Source organism: Pseudoclavibacter sp. RFBA6, from assembly GCF_002931575.1.
GTDB classification, from domain to species: domain Bacteria; phylum Actinomycetota; class Actinomycetes; order Actinomycetales; family Microbacteriaceae; genus Pseudoclavibacter; species Pseudoclavibacter terrae.
This window is the reverse complement of the sequence record NZ_PSUA01000015.1, coordinates 381,087-397,807: the sequence shown is the minus strand read 5'-3', so window position 1 is coordinate 397,807 and position 16,721 is coordinate 381,087. Positions and strand designations below refer to the sequence as shown.

Annotated in this window: 17 protein-coding genes; 3 read left to right on the top strand and 14 right to left on the bottom strand. The window is 69.3% G+C overall.

Annotated features, from left to right (window positions below; translation table 11 throughout):
* Nucleotides 1-24 precede the first annotated feature (24 nt).
* On the bottom strand, nucleotides 25-372 hold the full coding sequence (locus C5C17_RS16605; RefSeq protein ID WP_104254480.1) for a helix-turn-helix domain-containing protein: 348 nt from the start codon (nucleotides 370-372) through the stop codon (nucleotides 25-27).
* 78 nt (nucleotides 373-450) lie between these two features.
* Here C5C17_RS16605 and C5C17_RS16600 point away from each other — a divergent pair, with 78 nt between their 5' ends.
* Nucleotides 451-1,110, top strand: a complete 660-nt coding sequence (locus C5C17_RS16600) for an FMN-dependent NADH-azoreductase (RefSeq protein ID WP_104254479.1) — start codon at nucleotides 451-453, stop codon at nucleotides 1,108-1,110.
* A gap of 199 nt (nucleotides 1,111-1,309) precedes the next feature.
* Here C5C17_RS16600 and C5C17_RS16595 read toward each other — a convergent pair whose 3' ends face one another.
* From C5C17_RS16595 to hemE, 12 genes are all read right to left on the bottom strand, one after another.
* Nucleotides 1,310-1,948, bottom strand: coding sequence for a DedA family protein (locus C5C17_RS16595; protein WP_104254478.1), 639 nt, complete (start codon nucleotides 1,946-1,948; stop codon nucleotides 1,310-1,312).
* A 6-nt stretch (nucleotides 1,949-1,954) separates the two neighbouring features.
* Nucleotides 1,955-3,307 carry a glutamate-1-semialdehyde 2,1-aminomutase gene (gene hemL, locus C5C17_RS16590; RefSeq protein ID WP_104254477.1) on the bottom strand — a complete coding sequence of 451 codons (1,353 nt, stop codon included), beginning with the start codon at nucleotides 3,305-3,307 and terminating at the stop codon, nucleotides 1,955-1,957.
* Entirely contained in the window at nucleotides 3,304-4,329 is a 1,026-nt protein-coding gene (gene hemB, locus C5C17_RS16585) for a porphobilinogen synthase (protein WP_104254476.1), read from the bottom strand. The genes hemL and hemB overlap by 4 nt, the downstream gene beginning before the upstream one ends.
* Before the next feature lie 97 nt (nucleotides 4,330-4,426).
* Nucleotides 4,427-5,338 carry a uroporphyrinogen-III synthase gene (locus C5C17_RS16580; RefSeq protein WP_104254475.1) on the bottom strand — a complete coding sequence of 304 codons (912 nt, stop codon included), beginning with the start codon at nucleotides 5,336-5,338 and terminating at the stop codon, nucleotides 4,427-4,429.
* A gap of 14 nt (nucleotides 5,339-5,352) precedes the next feature.
* Complete coding sequence (gene hemC / locus C5C17_RS16575; RefSeq protein WP_258066263.1) at nucleotides 5,353-6,276, bottom strand: hydroxymethylbilane synthase; 924 nt, start codon at nucleotides 6,274-6,276, stop codon at nucleotides 5,353-5,355.
* On the bottom strand, nucleotides 6,273-7,559 hold the full coding sequence (locus C5C17_RS16570) for a ferrochelatase (protein WP_104254474.1): 1,287 nt from the start codon (nucleotides 7,557-7,559) through the stop codon (nucleotides 6,273-6,275). The genes hemC and C5C17_RS16570 overlap by 4 nt, the downstream gene beginning before the upstream one ends.
* The gene (gene hemQ / locus C5C17_RS16565) at nucleotides 7,556-8,359 is read right to left on the bottom strand and encodes a hydrogen peroxide-dependent heme synthase (protein ID WP_258066262.1); all 804 of its coding nucleotides are present in this window, start codon (nucleotides 8,357-8,359) and stop codon (nucleotides 7,556-7,558) included. Before hemQ ends, C5C17_RS16570 begins: the two co-directional genes overlap by 4 nt.
* A gap of 62 nt (nucleotides 8,360-8,421) precedes the next feature.
* On the bottom strand, nucleotides 8,422-8,718 hold the full coding sequence (locus C5C17_RS16560; protein ID WP_104254473.1) for a DUF3618 domain-containing protein: 297 nt from the start codon (nucleotides 8,716-8,718) through the stop codon (nucleotides 8,422-8,424).
* Nucleotides 8,711-9,172 (bottom strand): phage holin family protein, encoded by a 462-nt coding sequence (locus tag C5C17_RS16555; protein ID WP_104254472.1) that lies wholly within the window; start codon nucleotides 9,170-9,172, stop codon nucleotides 8,711-8,713. Before C5C17_RS16555 ends, C5C17_RS16560 begins: the two co-directional genes overlap by 8 nt.
* Before the next feature lie 30 nt (nucleotides 9,173-9,202).
* Nucleotides 9,203-9,526, bottom strand: coding sequence for a hypothetical protein (locus C5C17_RS16550; protein ID WP_104254471.1), 324 nt, complete (start codon nucleotides 9,524-9,526; stop codon nucleotides 9,203-9,205).
* Nucleotides 9,527-9,623: 97 nt separating this feature from the next.
* A complete protein-coding gene (locus C5C17_RS16545) occupies nucleotides 9,624-11,054 on the bottom strand; it encodes an NAD(P)/FAD-dependent oxidoreductase (RefSeq protein WP_104254470.1) in 1,431 nt (476 codons plus the stop codon).
* Nucleotides 11,051-12,160 (bottom strand): uroporphyrinogen decarboxylase, encoded by a 1,110-nt coding sequence (gene hemE / locus C5C17_RS16540; RefSeq protein ID WP_104254627.1) that lies wholly within the window; start codon nucleotides 12,158-12,160, stop codon nucleotides 11,051-11,053. Before hemE ends, C5C17_RS16545 begins: the two co-directional genes overlap by 4 nt.
* 164 nt (nucleotides 12,161-12,324) lie before the next feature.
* On the opposite strand from hemE, the gene C5C17_RS16535 reads away from it, so the two are divergent.
* The gene (locus C5C17_RS16535) at nucleotides 12,325-13,662 is read left to right on the top strand and encodes a glutamyl-tRNA reductase (RefSeq protein WP_104254469.1); all 1,338 of its coding nucleotides are present in this window, start codon (nucleotides 12,325-12,327) and stop codon (nucleotides 13,660-13,662) included.
* A gap of 308 nt (nucleotides 13,663-13,970) precedes the next feature.
* The gene (locus tag C5C17_RS16530) at nucleotides 13,971-14,471 is read left to right on the top strand and encodes a hypothetical protein (RefSeq protein WP_104254468.1); all 501 of its coding nucleotides are present in this window, start codon (nucleotides 13,971-13,973) and stop codon (nucleotides 14,469-14,471) included.
* Nucleotides 14,472-14,653: 182 nt separating this feature from the next.
* Here C5C17_RS16530 and C5C17_RS16525 read toward each other — a convergent pair whose 3' ends face one another.
* The gene (locus C5C17_RS16525; RefSeq protein ID WP_104254467.1) at nucleotides 14,654-16,666 is read right to left on the bottom strand and encodes a M13 family metallopeptidase; all 2,013 of its coding nucleotides are present in this window, start codon (nucleotides 16,664-16,666) and stop codon (nucleotides 14,654-14,656) included.
* Nucleotides 16,667-16,721: the final 55 nt, after the last annotated feature.

Here is a 16,721-nt window from a genome sequence, read left to right as displayed (position 1 = left end):
GGGCACGCACCGCGGAGCGTCGGATCAGTTGCGGGGACCGTGCGCGAGGTTCTCTGATGCCCACGTGCCGAGCTGCTTGAGCACCGGGATGAGTCGCTGGCCGGCGGTCGTGAGCTCATAGCTGACCGACACGGGCGGGCCGTTGCTGACGGTCCGCTCCACGAGGCCAGCGGCCGCGAGCTCGCTGAGACGGTCGGAGAGAACGGCGTCGCTGATGCCGGTCACAGCGCGGCGCAGGGCGACGAAGGTCAGCGGCTGTGAGCCGAGCACGTCGATGATCATGCCGTTCCAGCGCTTGCCGAGCAGGGTGAAGGCGAGCGAGATGGCGCCGTCGCACGTCACCGCGCTGTGCTCCTGCACGTTCTCTGCCATGCCGCCAGTGTACCCGTGCTAATCTGCACAGAGTCACTCTGGTTTTCAGAGCGACTCTGCGAATCAGATTGGAGCACCATGTCCCTGCTGCGTATCGACGCGAGCCTCATGCCCGCCACCTCCGCGAGCCGCGCCCTCGGCGACCTCGTCGAGGCCGAATGGGTTGCAGCCCACCCCGACTCCGTCGTGACCCGCCGCAACCTCGTCGACTCCCCCATCCCCGCCGACGCCTGGCAGAACGCCGTCTATGCCGGCTTCACCCCGGAAGGGGACCGCACGGAAGAGCAGCGCGCCGCCGTGGCCCTCGCCACGCAGCTGGCCGACGAGCTCATCGAAGCCGACGCCCTCCTCTTCACCGTCCCGCTCTACAACTACGGCGTCTCGCAGCACTTCAAGCTCTGGTTCGACCTCGCCTACACCGACCCGCGCACGAACCCGGGCAGCACGACCCTCAACGGCAAGCCGGCGACGCTCGCGACCGTCCTCGGCGGCAACTACGACGAGGGCACCCCGAAGGCCGGCTGGGACCACTCCACGCCGTACCTCACGCGCCTGCTCCAGGACGTCTGGGGTCTTGACCTCCGCGTCGTCCAGCGCCCCTTCACGCTCGTCGGCGTGAACCCGGCCCTCGATCAGTTCGCTGACCTCGCCGCTGACCTCAAGTCCGATGCCGAGACCAAGGCGACGCAGTCAGGCCGTGAGCTGGCCGAGCTCCGCGGCAAGGCAGACGCCGCGTAGGCAGCGCACCCGCCCTGCAGGGCCGCCCTGCCAGGCAGACCGCCGGGCCTCGCTCACCGAGTGGCCTCTTTCGGGGTGGGTTCCGCGCTTCGGGATGGGTTGCAACCCATCCCGAAGCGCGCAACCCACCCCGAAACGCGTGTCAGCAGCGAGCGGTTGTCAACGGGGGGCCCAAAGCTCAGGGCTCAAAGCTCAGGGCTCAGCTGGCGACGTGGTGCGCTTTCCGGCGCTCCGCGAGCTTCTCGAACCAGCCGTTGACGAGCTGCGCGAGCACGCCGAGGGCGATGGCGGTGACCACGGCAAGCGCCATCATGAGGAGCGGGTTGCTCTGACTCCACGAACCGAACGCCGCGCCGATGAGCACCGCGTAGCCGACCCAGACGGCGCTGGCCAGCACGGAGAGCGGCAGGAACCGCGGCATGGGCATGCGGGCGTCGGATGCGGCGAGCACGGTCGCGATGCGGCCCATCGGCAGGAGCCTGACCGTCACCATGACCCACTTCGGCCGGGTCTTGAGCTGGTCGCCGACCCGTGTGCGCACGGCGGTGAGCCGTCGCCCGTTCATCCAACTCCATTTGCCGAAGCCGATGCCTCGCGCGAGCCAGTACGTGCCGATGTCGCCCAGCACCATGCCGGCGACACAGAAGACGAAGAGGCCGAACAGGTTGATGAGCGCCGTCCAGCCCTGATCCCCGGCCGTCAGCGCGGAGAGCGCGACGACCAGCGACTGGCTGGGCAAGAACGTGACGACACCGCCGATGAGCAGCACGAGCGCGGCCACCGCGAAGCTCCACCCGGAGCCGCGGAGGCCGAGCACCCACTCCGAGAGCTCTTCCACGCGCCCCTACTCTGGCGCCACAGCGTCTGCCGCGGCCTTCGCTGCGGCGGGCAGCGCCGCTAGGACTCGCTCGATGGCCGCGTCATCGTGGGCCGCCGACACGAACCACGCCTCGAACACGCTCGGCGGCAGGTTGACCCCCGCGTCGAGCATGGCGGCGAAGAACGGCGGGTAGCGCCAGGCTTCCTGTCGCTTGACCTCGTCCTCGTCGCGCGGCCCTCCGCCGGTGCCGGTCCAGCCGAGCGCCGCGCCGTCACCGAAGGTGAAGCTGAAGAGGTTGCCGACGTTCTGCACCGAGTGGGCGACTCCGGCTGCCGTGAGCGCCTCCGACGTGGCAGTGCGGATGCGCTCCGCGGCCGCGTCGACCCGTGCGTAGACGTCGGCGTCGGCAAGAGCAAGCGTCGCGATACCCGCCGCAACCGCAACCGGGTTCCCCGAGAGCGTTCCCGCCTGGTACACGGGGCCCTGAGGCGCAAGGTGGCTCATGATCTCGCGAGACCCGCCGAGCGCCGCAACGGGCATGCCGCCGCCGATGACCTTGCCGTACGTGTAGAGATCGGCCTGCCAGCCGCCTGAGGTCTCGCTCTTCTGCTCCTCGCCCCACCAGCCCGCTGGTCCCGTTCGGAAGCCCGTGAGCACCTCGTCGCAGACGAGCAGCGCACCCTCCGCCGAGCAGAGCTCAGCGAGCGCACGGTTGAAACCGGGTTCCGGAGGCACGACGCCCATGTTGGCGGGCGAGGCCTCGGTGATGACGGCGGCGATCTCGCCGGGATGCTCGACGAACGCGGCACGCACGGCCTCGAGGTCGTTGAAGGGCACGACGATGGTCTGCGAGGTGATGGCCTCTGGCACGCCGGCAGAACCGGGGAGCGCGAGCGTCGCGAGTCCCGAGCCGGCGGCCGCGAGGAGGCCGTCGGAATGGCCGTGGTAGCAGCCGGCGAACTTCACGATGAGGTCGCGGCCCGTGTACCCGCGCGCGAGTCGGAGCGCCGTCATGGTCGCTTCGGTGCCCGTCGAGACCAGACGGACCTGCTCGATGGGGGTGATGCGCTCGACGACCAGCTCTGCGAGCTGCGTCTCAGCCGGGGTCGGCGCGCCAAACGACAGCCCGCGGGCCGCGGCGTCCTGAACTGCGGCAACGACCGCAGGATGGGCGTGCCCGAGAAGCATGGGCCCCCATCCGCTGACGAGGTCGACGTACTCGTTGCCGTCGACGTCGGTGAGGTACGGGCCCTTGGCCGAAGCTGCGAAGGGAGGTGTGCCACCGACCGAGCCGTATGCACGGACCGGGGAGTTCACGCCGCCCGGAGTGACGTCGAGGGAGCGAGCGAACAGGGCTGCTGAGGCTTCGTGGTTCATCGTGCGTCCACTCTGCCATGGGCCGCCGACACTCCAGTGCCCGCCTGCAGGTTCAGGGTGCGCGCGAGCTCGCTCGCGTAGTAGGTGAGCACGGCATCGGCCCCAGCGCGGCGGATGGAGGTGATGGATTCGGCGATCGCGCGGTCGCGGTCGATCCAGCCGTTCGCGGCGGCCGCCTCGATCATCGCGTACTCCCCGCTGACCTGGTAGGCCCAGACGGGAACGATCGACTCGGCGGCGACGTCGGCGAGCACGTCCAGGTACGAGCCCGCAGGCTTGACCATGACGACATCGGCACCCTCGTCGATGTCGATGAGGGCCTCGCGCATGCCCTCACGACGGTTCGCCGGGTCGAGCTGGTAGGTGCGGCGATCGCCCTGCAGCTGCGAGTCGACGGCCTCGCGGAACGGACCGTAGAAGGCCGACGCGTACTTCGCCGAGTAGGCGACGATCGCGACATCGGTGTGTCCGGCGGCGTCCAGCGCGGCACGCGCGCTGGCGACCTGGCCGTCCATCATCCCGGACATGCCGAGCATTGCGGCGCCCGCATCTGCCTGCGCGATCGCCATCGCGTCGTAGCGCTCGAGGGTCGCGTCGTTGTCGACGCGGCCGGCTGCATCCAGCACCCCGCAGTGCCCGTGGTCGGTGAACTCGTCGAGGCAGAGGTCTGTCTGCACGACGATGGCATCCCCGAACTCGTCCGCGAGCACTTCCGCCGCGACGTTGAGGATGCCGTTCGGGTCGGTGGCTCCAGAGCCCACCGCGTCACGCGTCTCCGGAACGCCGAAGAGCATGACCCCGCCCACGCCGAGCCCCGCCGCCTCGTCGACGGCGCGACGGAGCGAGTCGAGCGAATGCTGCTGCACGCCGGGCATCGACGAGATGTCGATGGGCTCGCTGACCCCCTCGCGCACGAACAGGGGCAGGATGAGGTCGTTCGGGTGCACTCGCACCTCGCGGACCTGGCGGCGCACGGCGTCGCTCTGGCGCAGACGGCGTGGCCTGCGGCTCGGGGAGATCATGCGATCGTGTCCTTCCTCAACGTTCAGCGTCGGCTTCGCGACCGCGATCCGACCCTGCCTTCATTCCGATTCCGGCGCCGTGCTGCGATCCTGCAGCTCAGCGGTCACCCGGAGTCTGACCGCGGCCCTCGTCGAGCGCGGGGATGTCTTCCTTGGGCACCGGCTGATTGTCATGCTCGGCGTGCAACTCCGCCTCCAGTGCCCGGACCGCTTTGAGGTCGATGGCCTCCGTGACGGGCATGTCGCTGCCGCTGGCAAGCCATTCGAGTCCGTCGAGCAGCGACGCGACCGACCGCTGCTTCGCCACGACGTCGACGCGGAGGCCGAGCTGCCTGGCGTCCTTCGCGGTGCGCGGGCCGATGGCGGCGAGGTAGATCTCATCGGGGATGGGCGAGAACTGCTTGTCGACCTGCTCGGCCACGGACCCGCTCGTCACGAGGATCGCTCGGATCCGGCTGTTCCGGATGTCGTACTGGATGCTTTCCGCGGCTGGCACGCCCACCGTGCGGTACGCGACGACCGAGTCGACGAGGTGCCCGCGCCTCGCGAGCCCGTCGGCCAGCGTGGGACGTGCGACCTCGGAACGCAGCCAGAGCACGGAGATGGGGGGCTGGTTGCGCGCCGCCTCGGCCCACTCGAGAAGCAGGCCCTTCGCAGAGTTGTCGTGCGTGGGGACGAAGTCGACTCGGTAGCCAGCCGTCGTGAGCGAGGCGGCCGTCGTCTCCCCCACCGCCGCGATGAGCGTGTGGTCCGGCACCTTCACGCCGAGCGAGTGCATGACGTCCGCCGCGGTGGCGCTCGTGACGGCCACCCAGTTGTAGTGACCGCTCTCGAGCAGTCGGATCTTCTCGGCCAGCACCCTCGAATCGCTCTCGTTGGGGCTCGCGAAGTTGATGAGAGGGGCCGTGATCGGGAAGGCGGAACGAGCCCGAACAGCTTCGGCCACGTCGCCACCCCAGACGCCTCCACGGGGCACGAGGATCTTCCACCCCTTCAGCGGTGCATCCATCGTGGCTCCTCCGTTCAGGCCATCAGCGCGAGCGCACCCTGATCGAAGAGGTCCGTCGAGATGAGCGTGACCAGTTCTGCCTGGGCGGCATCGAGTGCGCGGGGGTCGGAGACCTCCACGGCACGCCTGCTGGAGACCCGCGAAGATCCGTCTACTGCATACACGGTAGCCCACGCCTCGAGTTTTCCGTCGGCGTATCGTGCGGAGGCGCCGACTGGTGCGGCGCACCCGGCTTCGAGTGTCGCGAGAATGCCGCGTTCGACGAGCACCGCAGCGCGCGCCGCCGGGTCGTCCAGTCGGGAGACGCCAGCAGGGGTCTCGCCGTCGCGAACCTCGATGGCGAGGCATCCCTGGCCGGGGGCGTTGGGGAACGTCTCGAGGTCGAAGCGCTCGGTGATCGCCTCGGCGAACCCGAGGCGCTCCAGGCCTGCCGCGGCGAGCACCACGGCGTCGAGCTCACCGTCGGTCACGAAGCGGAGTCGTCGCTCGACGTTGCCTCTGATGTCGCGGATCTCGAGGTCGGGTCGCAGCGTGAGCAGCTGCGCCACGCGGCGCGGCGAGCCGGTGCCGACCTTCGCGCCGTGCGGCAGCTGCTCGAGGGTCAGACCGGATGCGCCGCCGAGCGAGCAGAGCGCGTCGCGCTGATCCTCGCGTACCGGGTAGGCGGCGACGGTGAGGCCCGGGGCCTTGGCCGTCGGGAGGTCTTTCAGGGAGTGGACGACGAGGTCGCATTCGCCTGCGAGGAGTGCGTCGCGGAGTTCACTCGCGAACACGCCCGTGCCGCCGAGTGACGAGAGCGCCGCGCGGGTCACGTCGCCGTGTGTCGTCACGCGCACGAGCTCGGTCGACTCGCCCGTGATGCGCTCGAGCTCCCGCGCCATGGTCGACGTCTGCGCGACCGCTAGGGCGCTGCCCCTCGTGCCGATCCGGAGTGTCACGGCAGGAGTCCGGACACCGCCGGCTTGAAGCCGAGGCGCTTGTTCGCGCAGCAGCCGGGCCGGCACACGTCGAACCAAGGGCCGATGGTGGTCATCGCCGGACGCTCCCCGACGGGGATCGCGTCGCGGCGCTCGAGGACGAGGTCGACGAGGCCCTCGACGTACTTGGCGTGGATGCCGGGCGTGGGGGTCCTGCGGAACGCGAGGCCCGCATCAGCCGCGGAGTCCTTCGCCTCGTTGTCGAGGTCCCAGAGCACCTCCATGTGGTCGGAGACGAAGCCGATCGGCACGACGACGACCGCCTTGACGCCTTTCGAGGGGAGCTCCTCGATGACGTCGTTGATGTCGGGTTCGAGCCAGGGCTGCGAGGGCGGTCCGGAGCGCGACTGGTAGACGAGCTGCCAGGAGAGCTGCTGCGGCACCCGGCCGGCGAGGGTCGTGTCCTCGATGAGCTCCTGCTGCGCCGCGAGAGCGACGACCTCGGCAACAGCGAGGTGCTGAGCAGCGTAGGCGCCGCTCTCGCCGAAACCGGCACCAGGAGGGCCTGAGTTCTCGGCGTCCGCCATCGGCACCGAGTGCGTCGTGAAGAGCACCTCGACCTCGGTGGCGAGGTCGAGCTGGGCGTCCTCATGCGCGAGGCTGAGCACCGCGTCGCGCACACCCTCGATGAACGGCGCTACGAAGCCGGGGTGGTCGAAGAAGGCGCGCACCTTGTCGATGGTCAGCTGACCGCCGAGGCCGGAGTCCTCGAGTGCATCCGCGAAGTCCTCGCGGTACTGGCGGCAGCTCGAGAACGAGGAGTAGGCGCTCGTGGCGATCGCGATGAGCGTCGAGCAGCCCGCCTCTCGAGCGTCGAGCAGCACGTCGTTGAAGTACGGCTCGGAGTTGCGGTTGCCCCAGAAGACGGGCAGGTCGATGCCGCGTCGCTCGAGCTCTCGCTCGATGGACGCCTTCAGCTGGCGGTTCTGCTCGTTGATGGGGCTCACGCCGCCGTAGTGCCGGTAGTGGTGGGCCACCTCCTCGAGCCGCTCGTCTGGGATGCCGCGGCCTGCCGTGACGTTGCGCAGGAACGGGATGACCTCGTCCTGCCCCTCCGGCCCGCCGAAGGAGGCGAGCAGGATGCCGTCGTACGCGACGGGCTCGGTGGTGTGCTCCGGCCCGAACCTGGCGGCGTCGGATGCTGCGCTGACGGCCGAGTTGACCTCGACGCGCGTGAACGTCGCCGGGTTTGGCTTGCGTCCGGCCGGGCGATCGCCGGTGTGCTGCGGGGCGACGTCGGTCACTGCAGCACCTCGACGATCTCGGAGGTCTGCACGAAGCGACCCGTGTAGAACGGCACCTCCTCGCGCACGTGGCGCCGGGCATCCGTCTGGCGCAGATCGCGCATCATGTCGACGAGGTTGAGCAGGTTGTCGTCTTCGAGCGCGAGCAGCCACTCGTAGTCGCTGATGCCGAACGAGGCGACCGTGTTGGTGAGCGTCGACGTGTAGGACGAGCCCGCGCGTCCGTGCTCGGCGAGCATCTGGCGACGCTCATCCTCTGGGAGCAGGTACCACTCGTAGGAGCGCACGAAGGGGTACACGGTGACCCACTGGCGTGGCTCCTTGCCGAGCATGTACGCGGGCATGTGGCGCGCGCTGAACTCAGCCGCGCGGTGCACGCCCACGATCTGCCACGACGGGGTGAGCGGTGCGATGAGCTCGCTGCGGCGGATCTGTCGCAGGCCCCATTGCAGGCTCTCCGGCACTTCACCGTGCAGCCACACCATGAGCTCGCCATCGTGGCGGAACCCGGAGACATCGTAGAAGCCACGAACCTTGACGCCGTTCTCGGCGAGCTCGGCCACGATGCCGTCGAGCTCATCGACTGCCTTGATGGCGTCTCGCCCTGAGAGCACGAGCTCGTTGAGGGTCTCGCGACGGAACACGGAGATCATCGTGTACTCCGTGAGCATCGTGCCCCCACCCTGCTCTTCGTTGCCCGCATGAGCTTCTGGAGCGGCCTGCTCTGCCTGCTCTGCGGGGGCTGCTGACGTTGCGTTGGGCTCGGCCGCGTAAGCCGGGACCTCGTTCGAGTGGGTCATGGTCCTATTCTACGAAATGTCGAGGAATGATCGGGGGGTGCGAGAGACGAGCGCCGGAGGGCTCAGCGCGAGCGGCGGTACAGCGTGACGGCGGCCGTGATGCCTCCGGCCACGACAACCGCTGCGCCGGTCGCGAGACCCGCGAGCAGCAGCGGATTGTCTTCCTTCAGGCGCTGGATGCTGTGTCGCGTGGAGTTGAGGAGCTCGCGACCGCGGATGCGCGGGTCGACCTTCACCTCGATCGCGTCGAGCGTCGCCGCCAGCTCTCGCCGGGTCTTCTCGATGTCGGCCTTCAGCTGGCCGTCATTGCGCTTGTCTTCCTTCTTCGCGAGGGTCGCCTCGCCGTTCTGCTCACTCATACTGTCCGAGCCCCTTCACTGCGTTGACATCCTGCTTGACGCTGGCGATCGTCCGCTCCGGCGCGAGCTTGCCCGCGCGCTTGAGCGCGACGTAGCCGGCGAGGCCGAGCACGATGACGAGCAGCAGGAACGCGCCTGCCACGATGAGCGCGGAGAGCCACGGTGCGAAGACCGTGTTGAGCCCGAGGACGGCAGCGGTCACGAGCACGGCCCACAGCGTGAGCGCGAAGAACGCTGCGGCGGCGAACAGGCCGACCGCGATGCCGTACTTCGTGCCCGTCGAGATCAGCTCCCGCTTGCCCTGCTCGACCTCGTCGCGCACGAGCTTCTTGAGGAGCTTCGGGACATCGGTCACGAGCGTGCCGAGGCTCGCCCTCGACTTCGGGTTGGCCCTCGTGCGGCCGATGCCGGGGAAGGGCCCGCGGATCGGCGTCTTTTCTGACGACTCAGACATGAGTGTGTCGCTCTCTCCTGGGAGTGCTGGCTAGGATGCGTCGCTGCTCGGGTTGCCGACCGTGCCGGTGGGGGCCGGCGGGGTCGACTTCGAGGAGGAGCCCTTCTTGCCGTTGTCCTTGACCGCCTTCGTGACCTGTGCGGTCACGAGCTTCGCGCCGCTGACGGCCGCGTCTGCGACCTTCGGGGCGAGCTTGCGGGAGATCTCGTCGACCTCAGCGCGCTTGGCGCGGACGAGCTTGGTGTCCCAGACCGTGTGCGCGACTGAGGAGATCTGCTCATAGCGCTTGCGTCCCGCGCGAGCCCCGAGGACGTACCCGGCACCGAGGCCAAGCACAAACACGAACTTCTTCATGAAAACTCCTATCGTTCGCCGGTGCGCCCGCGACCGGTCGATCGGGCGCTGTGAAGCCACGAATCAAGCCTAGCCCCGCTCGGCATCTCAACTCGCGCTAAGCCTGTGCGTCCGCGGGGAACAGTCCGTCGACCGCACGGAGCACACCAGGCACGACGCTCGCAAGCCCCGTCCCGTCGATCCAGGTGCCCGCGAGCGCGAGACCGGCCGACGCCTCCGCCGCCGAGCGTGCGCCGCGCAGCGTCTCAGCGCGGCCGAGCCGCGCCGCGGGCGCTGGAAGACGCCAGACCTGCCTCGCCATGGCCACGACATCGTCGGCGGTGATCGCGGTTCCGAGCAGGCGAGCGGCGTCGGCGCAGGCGAGGTCGAGAAGCTCGTCGTCATCGAGTCCGTCGGTGAGCGGCTCGGCTCCCCCGCTCACCTCGGGGCCGTAGGAGAGGCGGAGCACGTGCATCCCTGCGCCTGCCGCCGCTTCCTGCCAGGCCCACTTCGCGGTCACGTGGGTGAGCGCCTTCGCGCGGATGCTCGCGCTCGGGTCGCCGACGAGCACTCCGGTTCCACGCGGTCGGGCATCGAGCTGAGGGGCGCGGACGAGCAGGGCGACGACCTCGGCCGGCACTGGGCGTTCTCCCGGTGACGCCGGCTCCGATATCGGGACGGCGACCGTCGACAGAATGCGCTGCACCAGCATGCTCGCCCGGTCTTCGAGCTCCACGCTCCAGGACTCGTCGCCGGAAGACAGCCCCGCGTGCTCCCGCACGGCCACGACGCGCGTGCCGAGGCGCACCTCGACGCCGAGCTCGGCGAGCTCGCGCTCGAGCAACGCCACGACCCGGTGCATTCCGCCCGCGACGGTGCGGACGGCAGCACCCGGGGGCGCGCTCTTGCGCAGCGCTGCGACGGCGCCCGCGAGCGAGCCGTGCTCGAGGAGTCGATCGGCCAGGCCAGGGACCAGCACTCGGTGGTCGAGGTCAGAAGGGTCGAGCGAGTAGACGCCGCGGGTGACCGGCGCCACGAGCCTTCCGAGCACGATCGGCCCCATGCGGGCGAGGACCAGCGCCTCGAGGTCGCGCGCGTCGGCACCGATCTCCGGGGAGAGCAGCCGATCGCGCTCGAGCTCGGCGATGCCTGCGTCGCCGACCGCCGCGTGCACGGCCGACCGAGCCTCGGCGTCGAGCAGTGACGCGTCACCGGGGATCCCCAGAAGTCCCCCCGCCGGCATGGGCGCGGCCGTGCCGTCCGTCACCACCCAGGATCCGAGCGCACGCGGCTCGGCGACGTCGTCGAGCATCCCGAGCTCCTGGAGGAGCGCTGCGAAGGCACCGCCCTTCGTCGCAAACGCCTCAGCGCCGATATCGATCGGCAGGTCGCCGAGCTGGGCACGACGGATCATGCCGCCGAGCTGGTCTCCGGCCTCGACCAGAAGCACCCGGACGCCACGGCTCGCGGCACGCCTCGCAGCGAGCATCCCCGCGATGCCCCCGCCGATGACGAGGAATTCGGGCTGCTCCGGGTGCGGCTGGTTCACTCGACCCGACCGCCATTCGGCAGCGAGTGCGCGAACTCCACGAGCCCGGTCAGGACGGCGGGGTCTGCCGAAGGCGGAACCCCGTGGCCGAGGTTGAGGATGTGGGCTGGCGCGGAGTTGCCCCGTCGGACCACATCCCGCACGTGCGCCTGGAGCACCGCGTCACCGGCGCCGAGCACGGCTGGGTCGACATTTCCCTGCAGCGGCACGTTGCCGCCGAGGCGACGCGAGGCCTCATCCAGGGTGATGCGGTCGTCGACACCCATGACATCGGCGCCGATCGCGTGCATGTCCGGCAGGAGCTCGGCCGTGCCGACGCCGAAGTGGATGGTGCGGACCCGCTCACCGGCGGGGGTGCGCAGGGCTCTCACTCGCTCAAGCGCCAGCCCGCTCGAGGCGGCGATCGACTTCTGGTACCGGTCGCGGCTCAGCGACCCCGCCCAGGAGTCGAACAGCTGCACGATGCTCGCGCCAGCCCGTACCTGCGCCTCCAGGAAGGCCGCGGAGAGCTCGGCGATTGCGCCGGAGAGATCAGCCCACGCCTCGGGGTCAGCCTGCATGAGGGTGCGCGTGCGGAGATGGTCCTTCGACGGGCCGCCCTCGACGACGTACGCGGCGACCGTGAAGGGAGCGCCCGCGAAGCCGATGAGCGGGGTCGCCCCGAGTTCCGCGACCGTCAGCGACACCGCCTCCGAGATGGGTGCGAACAGCTCGGGACTGATGCGCTCCCGAACGCGGGCCGCGAATTCGTGCGCCTCCTGCGAGGTCCGCACCGGATTCTCGAAGACCGGGCCCGTGCCCGGCACGATGTCGACGGCCTCGCCGATCAGCTTGAGCGGCACCACGATGTCGCTGAAGAACACGGCCGCGTCGACACCGTGCCGGCGCACGGGCTGCAGTGTGATCTCCGCGGCGAGCTCCGGGCGGAGGCAGGAATCGAGCATCTCGATCCCCTTGCGCAGCTCGCGGTACTCCGGCAGCGAACGCCCCGCCTGGCGCATGAACCACACCGGCAGCGTCTCGGGGCGCTCACCGCGTGCAGCCCGGATGAGCGGAGCATCGGCCGTGAGTCCGGAAGAGAGGGGGTGCGAATCGCTGAGTGGCAGGGGTGCGGGAGCTGTCTCGGTCACCACACCATTCTCTACCCGGCACTCGTGCGGGGCACACAGCCCGCCACCGCGCGCACCTCGACTCATTCCCGGACGCAAGGAGATTAAGGGAAGGTATGGCTCAGAAGCGGATGCGCCAAGAACTTCTACAATAAGTAATCGTGTTGCTGTGTCTGAGTGCCAATCACCGCACCGCGAGCTTCCCAGTCCTCGAAAAGCTCGCGGCCCGCGAGGACGGCGAACTAGAGTCTGCGCTCCGCGGCGCCCCAAGCGTCGACGGAGCCATCGTGCTGGCCACCTGCAACCGCTTCGAGATCTACCTCGATATCGACACGGCCCAGCCTGTCGCCCCGGAGCTCATGCCGACCATCGCCTCGGCCCTCGACGTCTCGGTCGAGACGCTCCGCGCGAACATGGCCGTCATCCACGACACCCAGGTGCCCGAGTACCTCTTCGCCGTCTCGAGCGGCCTCGAATCGGTCGTCGTCGGCGAAGGCGAGATCTCCGGCCAGGTTCGCCGAGCTCTCGAGGAGTCGCGCGCCGCCGGAATGTCGACCTCCCAGCTCGAGCGCCTCTTCCAGTCGGCGTCCACAACGTCACGCGGCATCAAGTCGGGCACGAAGCTGCAGAGCGCCGGCCGCTCGCTGGTTCGCCTGTCCCTCGAGCTCGCTGCGTCCCAGATCGCTGACTGGAGCACCGCGCAGGTTGTGCTCGTCGGCACCGGCTCGTACGCCGCCGCCTCCTTGAAAGCACTCCAGGACCGCGGCGTCACACGCGTCGGCGTCTACTCCCCCTCGAACCGCGCGCACAAGTTCGCGGAGCGCGACGGGGTCTTCGTCATCGAACGCGAGAACCTCCCCGAGTACCTGTCGAACGCCGACCTCGTCGTCACCTGCTCAACCGCCGATACGGTTGTCATCGACTACGACCTCATGCTCGGAGCCCGCCTCGCACCCGGTTGCGCCGAGTCGACGCTCATCATCGACCTCGGCATGCCCCGAAACGTCGACCCGGCCGTCGGGCGCCTCGACGGCGTCTCGGTGCTCGACCTCGAGACCATCCGCATCCACGCTCCCCTCGAGGAGCTCGGAGCGGCAGACGAAGCCCGCTGCATCGTCTCGCGCGCCGCCAGCGAGTTCGTCGAGCAGCAGGCCGAGACGAGCGTCGCCGAGGGTATCGCCGCGCTCCGCTCGCACATCACCGACATCGCACGCGCGGAGACCGAGCGCGTCGCCAACAAGGACGACTCGGGTGTCGCCGAAGCCGCGCTCCGTCGCCTCGCGAACACGCTCCTGCACAGCCCGTCAGTGCGAGCCAAGGAGCTCGCCCGCGCCGGCCGCGGCGACGAGTACCTCGACGCCATCGAGCTGCTGTTCGGCATCACCGTCGAGCGCGCAGCCCCGAAGACGCCCGCAGCACCCGCCCTCCCGACGCCGCTTCCCCGCGTCGCCGACGCGGAAGACGATGGGGCCCTCGAGTGCCCCGTCCACACGTCCTAGCTGCTCCGCGAATACCGGACCCGCGACCCCGCCCGTCTCGGGATGGGAACTTCCCCCTCTTGCGGGAATCTTCCCCGAACGAAGCGACTTCGCCAGCCCGAGGCGTGGGCCGGAGACGGTGGCGTGGGCCGGAGACGGTGGATCGACGGCGAATGCGGCGCAGTGCGGTACGGCTCACGCGTAACCGGACGTCGACGGGGCACAATCGTTGCGCGCCGGCAATCTCGAGGACAGCGTCTCGCTTGAACGTCGGCGGGCATCCCGAATGACCGCCGGGGTGCACGATCCGTCGATGGGAAACTCTGCGAATGCTCCGCGAACACCGCTTCAAGCTGCTTGCCGGCATCGCCGCCGGGAGCGCACTCCTCGCATTGAGCGGATGCGCGGGCGACGGTCAGTCCGACGACGCTTCGCCAGATGAGGGCATGCAGGCGCCGGGGACGCCGATCGCGGACGCGCTGACGGAGAACGAGATGGGTGGCACGCTCGACTTCGGGGCGCTCCTGCCGAGCGGTGCGACTGGTGCCGTCATCGCCTGCCCTGCTGACACGGTCGACACGCTCGCGGAGAGCACCGGCATCGACGCCGGCAATTTCGAGCTGGCCGATGGCACGCTTCCCGTCGCCGACGGCTCGTTCGCGCTGCTCTTCGGTGATGCGGAGGACCGCATCTCCTCGTCGGCGGTGTACGCGGCGGACTCCGTGGACCTGTGCGCGGGTGATGCTGTCGCCTCCACCTACCTGGGCTCCGGGGCGCTGGTCATGCTGTCGAAGGTCGGTGACATCTGGACGCCGAACGGCGTCGAGTAGTCGCCGACGCGGCCACGTCCTGAGCGGACGACCACGCTTCGGACGGCATCGCTGCAGGCTTTCTCATGCGTGGAGCCGTTCGCCGATGGCGAGGTGCGCACTGTGGGTACGAGGACACCCCTCGTGAGAGTTGATTCCGTCGCGAGGGGTGTCCTTGTTGAGGCATGGGCCGCCTGGGCCTGCTACCAGATGGTGACGCGTGCCTCTGGGGCGAGCCAGAGGGCGTCGTTCTCGGTGACGTCGAACGCGTCGTAGAAGGCGTCCACGTTGCGCACGATCTGGTTGCAGCGGAACTCGGCTGGCGAGTGCGGGTCGACAGCGAGCAGCAGTTTGGCGTATTCGGGGCGAGCCTTCTGCTGCCAGGCCTGCGCCCAGCTGAGGAAGAAGCGCTGCGCGGCGGTGAGGCCGTCGATGGTGTCTTCGTCGTCTGGGCTGAAGCCGGCGTGGGCGCGGTAGGCGCGGTACGCCTTCCAGGCGATGCCGAGTCCGCCGAGGTCGCCGATGTTCTCGCCGATCGTGAGCTCGCCGTTGACCCTCTGGCCGTCGGTGCCCTCCGGGGAGAGCTCGTTGTACTGGTCGATGAGGGCGCGCGTGCGCTGCTCGAATGCGACGCGGTCGTCGGCGGTCCACCAGTCCTCGAGGCGGCCGTCGCCGTCATACTTGGAGCCCTGGTCGTCGAAGCCGTGCCCGATCTCGTGGCCGATGACGGCACCGATCGCGCCGAAGTTCGCGGCGGGGTCGCGGTGCTCGTCGAAGAACGGCAGCTGCAGGATGGCGGCTGGGAAGACGATCTCGTTCTCGCCCGGCGAGTAGTAGGCGTTGACGGTCTGCGGTGGCATCATCCATTCGTCGCGCCGCACGGGGGTGCCGAGCTTCGCGAACTCGTAGGCGGCCTCGTAGACGGATGCTCGGCGCGAGTTGCCGACGACGTCGTCGTCTCTGATCTCGAGGTCTGAGTAGTCGCGCCACCGGTCGGGGTAGCCGATCTTGGTGACGAACTTCTCGAGCTTGTCGAGGGCGCGCTCACGGGTCTCTGGGCTCATCCATTCGAGTTCGGTGATGGATGCGCGGTACGCGCCGGTGAGGTAGCCGACGAGTTCGAGCATCTTGGCCTTGGCGGTCGGCGAGAAGTGCCGCTCGACGTATGCCTTGCCGATGGCTTCAGGCAGCTTGCCTTCGGCGTGGCCCGTGCCGCGCTTCCAGCGCTCCCGCTGCTCGGGTGTGCCCTGGAGGGTCTTGCCGTAGAACTCGAAGTTGGCTGCGGAGGTCGAGGGGGCGAGGATGCCTGAGTACTGGGATGCGATGCCCCAGACGAGCCAGTCGCGCCAGGCGTCGAGGCGATCTTCGGTGAGGAGGCCGGCGACGCCCTCGAAGAAGTCGGGCTGGCGCACGATGACGCGGTCGAGGGCCCCGACGGGTGCACCCCAGCGGCTCGTCCAGTCGGCGAAGTCGACGTTGGAGTAGGCGGCGCTGAGCTCGTCGAAGGTGCGCGGGTTGTAGGCGAGCTCAGCTTCACGCGACTTCACGACGTCCCAGTGGAGCCCCGCGATCTCGGTCTCGAGAGCGAAGACCCGCGCGGCGCGCTCCTCCGCATCGGGGAGGCCTGCGAGGCCGAGCATGCGGGCGATGTGCGCCTGGTACTGCTCACGGATCTCCGCGTACTGCTCCTCGCGGTAGTAGCTCTCATCTGGCAGGCCGAGGCCGGACTGCTCGAAGTAGAGGGCGTACTCGGCTGGCGACTTCAGGTCGGGGTAGACGTACGCAGACACGAAGGAGCCGAGGCCCGTGCGCTCGAGGTCGCCGAGCACGGCGAGGAACTCGTTGATCGAAGAGGCGGCGAGGGCGCGGTCGATGTCGGGGCGGACGGGGTCGAAGCCGAGGGCCTCGAGCTTCTCCTCATCCATGAACGCCGCGTAGGCGTCGGCAGCCTTGCGGAGCTCTGAGCCGGGTTCGGCGTCCTTGCCGCTCTCGAGGATGTCGAGGACCGCCTTCTCGGCGTCTTCGCGCAGCTGGATGAAGCTGCCGTAGGCCGGCAGGTACGCGGGCACTTCCGTGGCGGCGATCCACTTGCCGTTGGTGTGCCGGAACAGGTCGTCGGCGGGGCGGACCGAGGCGTCGAGCGCCTCCAGGTCGATGCCCGAGGGGAGCTGCTCGGTTGCGGGAGCGGTGGAGGCGAGGTCGTCCGTCTGTGACATGCCTCTCAGGCTAGGACACACCACCGACACTGACGCTGGGATCATCTCAGGGCGA

What these genes read in the sequence shown, in the direction of transcription:
- C5C17_RS16605 (WP_104254480.1), bottom strand. Translation starts at nt 372, where the DNA reads ATGGCAGAGAACGTGCAGGAGCACAGCGCGGTGACGTGCGACGGCGCC.
- C5C17_RS16600 (WP_104254479.1), top strand. Translation starts at nt 451, where the DNA reads ATGTCCCTGCTGCGTATCGACGCGAGCCTCATGCCCGCCACCTCCGCG.
- hemL (WP_104254477.1), bottom strand. Translation starts at nt 3,307, where the DNA reads ATGAACCACGAAGCCTCAGCAGCCCTGTTCGCTCGCTCCCTCGACGTC.
- hemB (WP_104254476.1), bottom strand. Translation starts at nt 4,329, where the DNA reads ATGATCTCCCCGAGCCGCAGGCCACGCCGTCTGCGCCAGAGCGACGCC.
- C5C17_RS16580 (WP_104254475.1), bottom strand. Translation starts at nt 5,338, where the DNA reads ATGGATGCACCGCTGAAGGGGTGGAAGATCCTCGTGCCCCGTGGAGGC.
- hemQ (WP_258066262.1), bottom strand. Translation starts at nt 8,359, where the DNA reads ATGACCCACTCGAACGAGGTCCCGGCTTACGCGGCCGAGCCCAACGCA.
- C5C17_RS16560 (WP_104254473.1), bottom strand. Translation starts at nt 8,718, where the DNA reads ATGAGTGAGCAGAACGGCGAGGCGACCCTCGCGAAGAAGGAAGACAAG.
- C5C17_RS16555 (WP_104254472.1), bottom strand. Translation starts at nt 9,172, where the DNA reads ATGTCTGAGTCGTCAGAAAAGACGCCGATCCGCGGGCCCTTCCCCGGC.
- C5C17_RS16550 (WP_104254471.1), bottom strand. Translation starts at nt 9,526, where the DNA reads ATGAAGAAGTTCGTGTTTGTGCTTGGCCTCGGTGCCGGGTACGTCCTC.
- C5C17_RS16530 (WP_104254468.1), top strand. Translation starts at nt 13,971, where the DNA reads ATGCTCCGCGAACACCGCTTCAAGCTGCTTGCCGGCATCGCCGCCGGG.
- C5C17_RS16525 (WP_104254467.1), bottom strand. Translation starts at nt 16,666, where the DNA reads ATGTCACAGACGGACGACCTCGCCTCCACCGCTCCCGCAACCGAGCAG.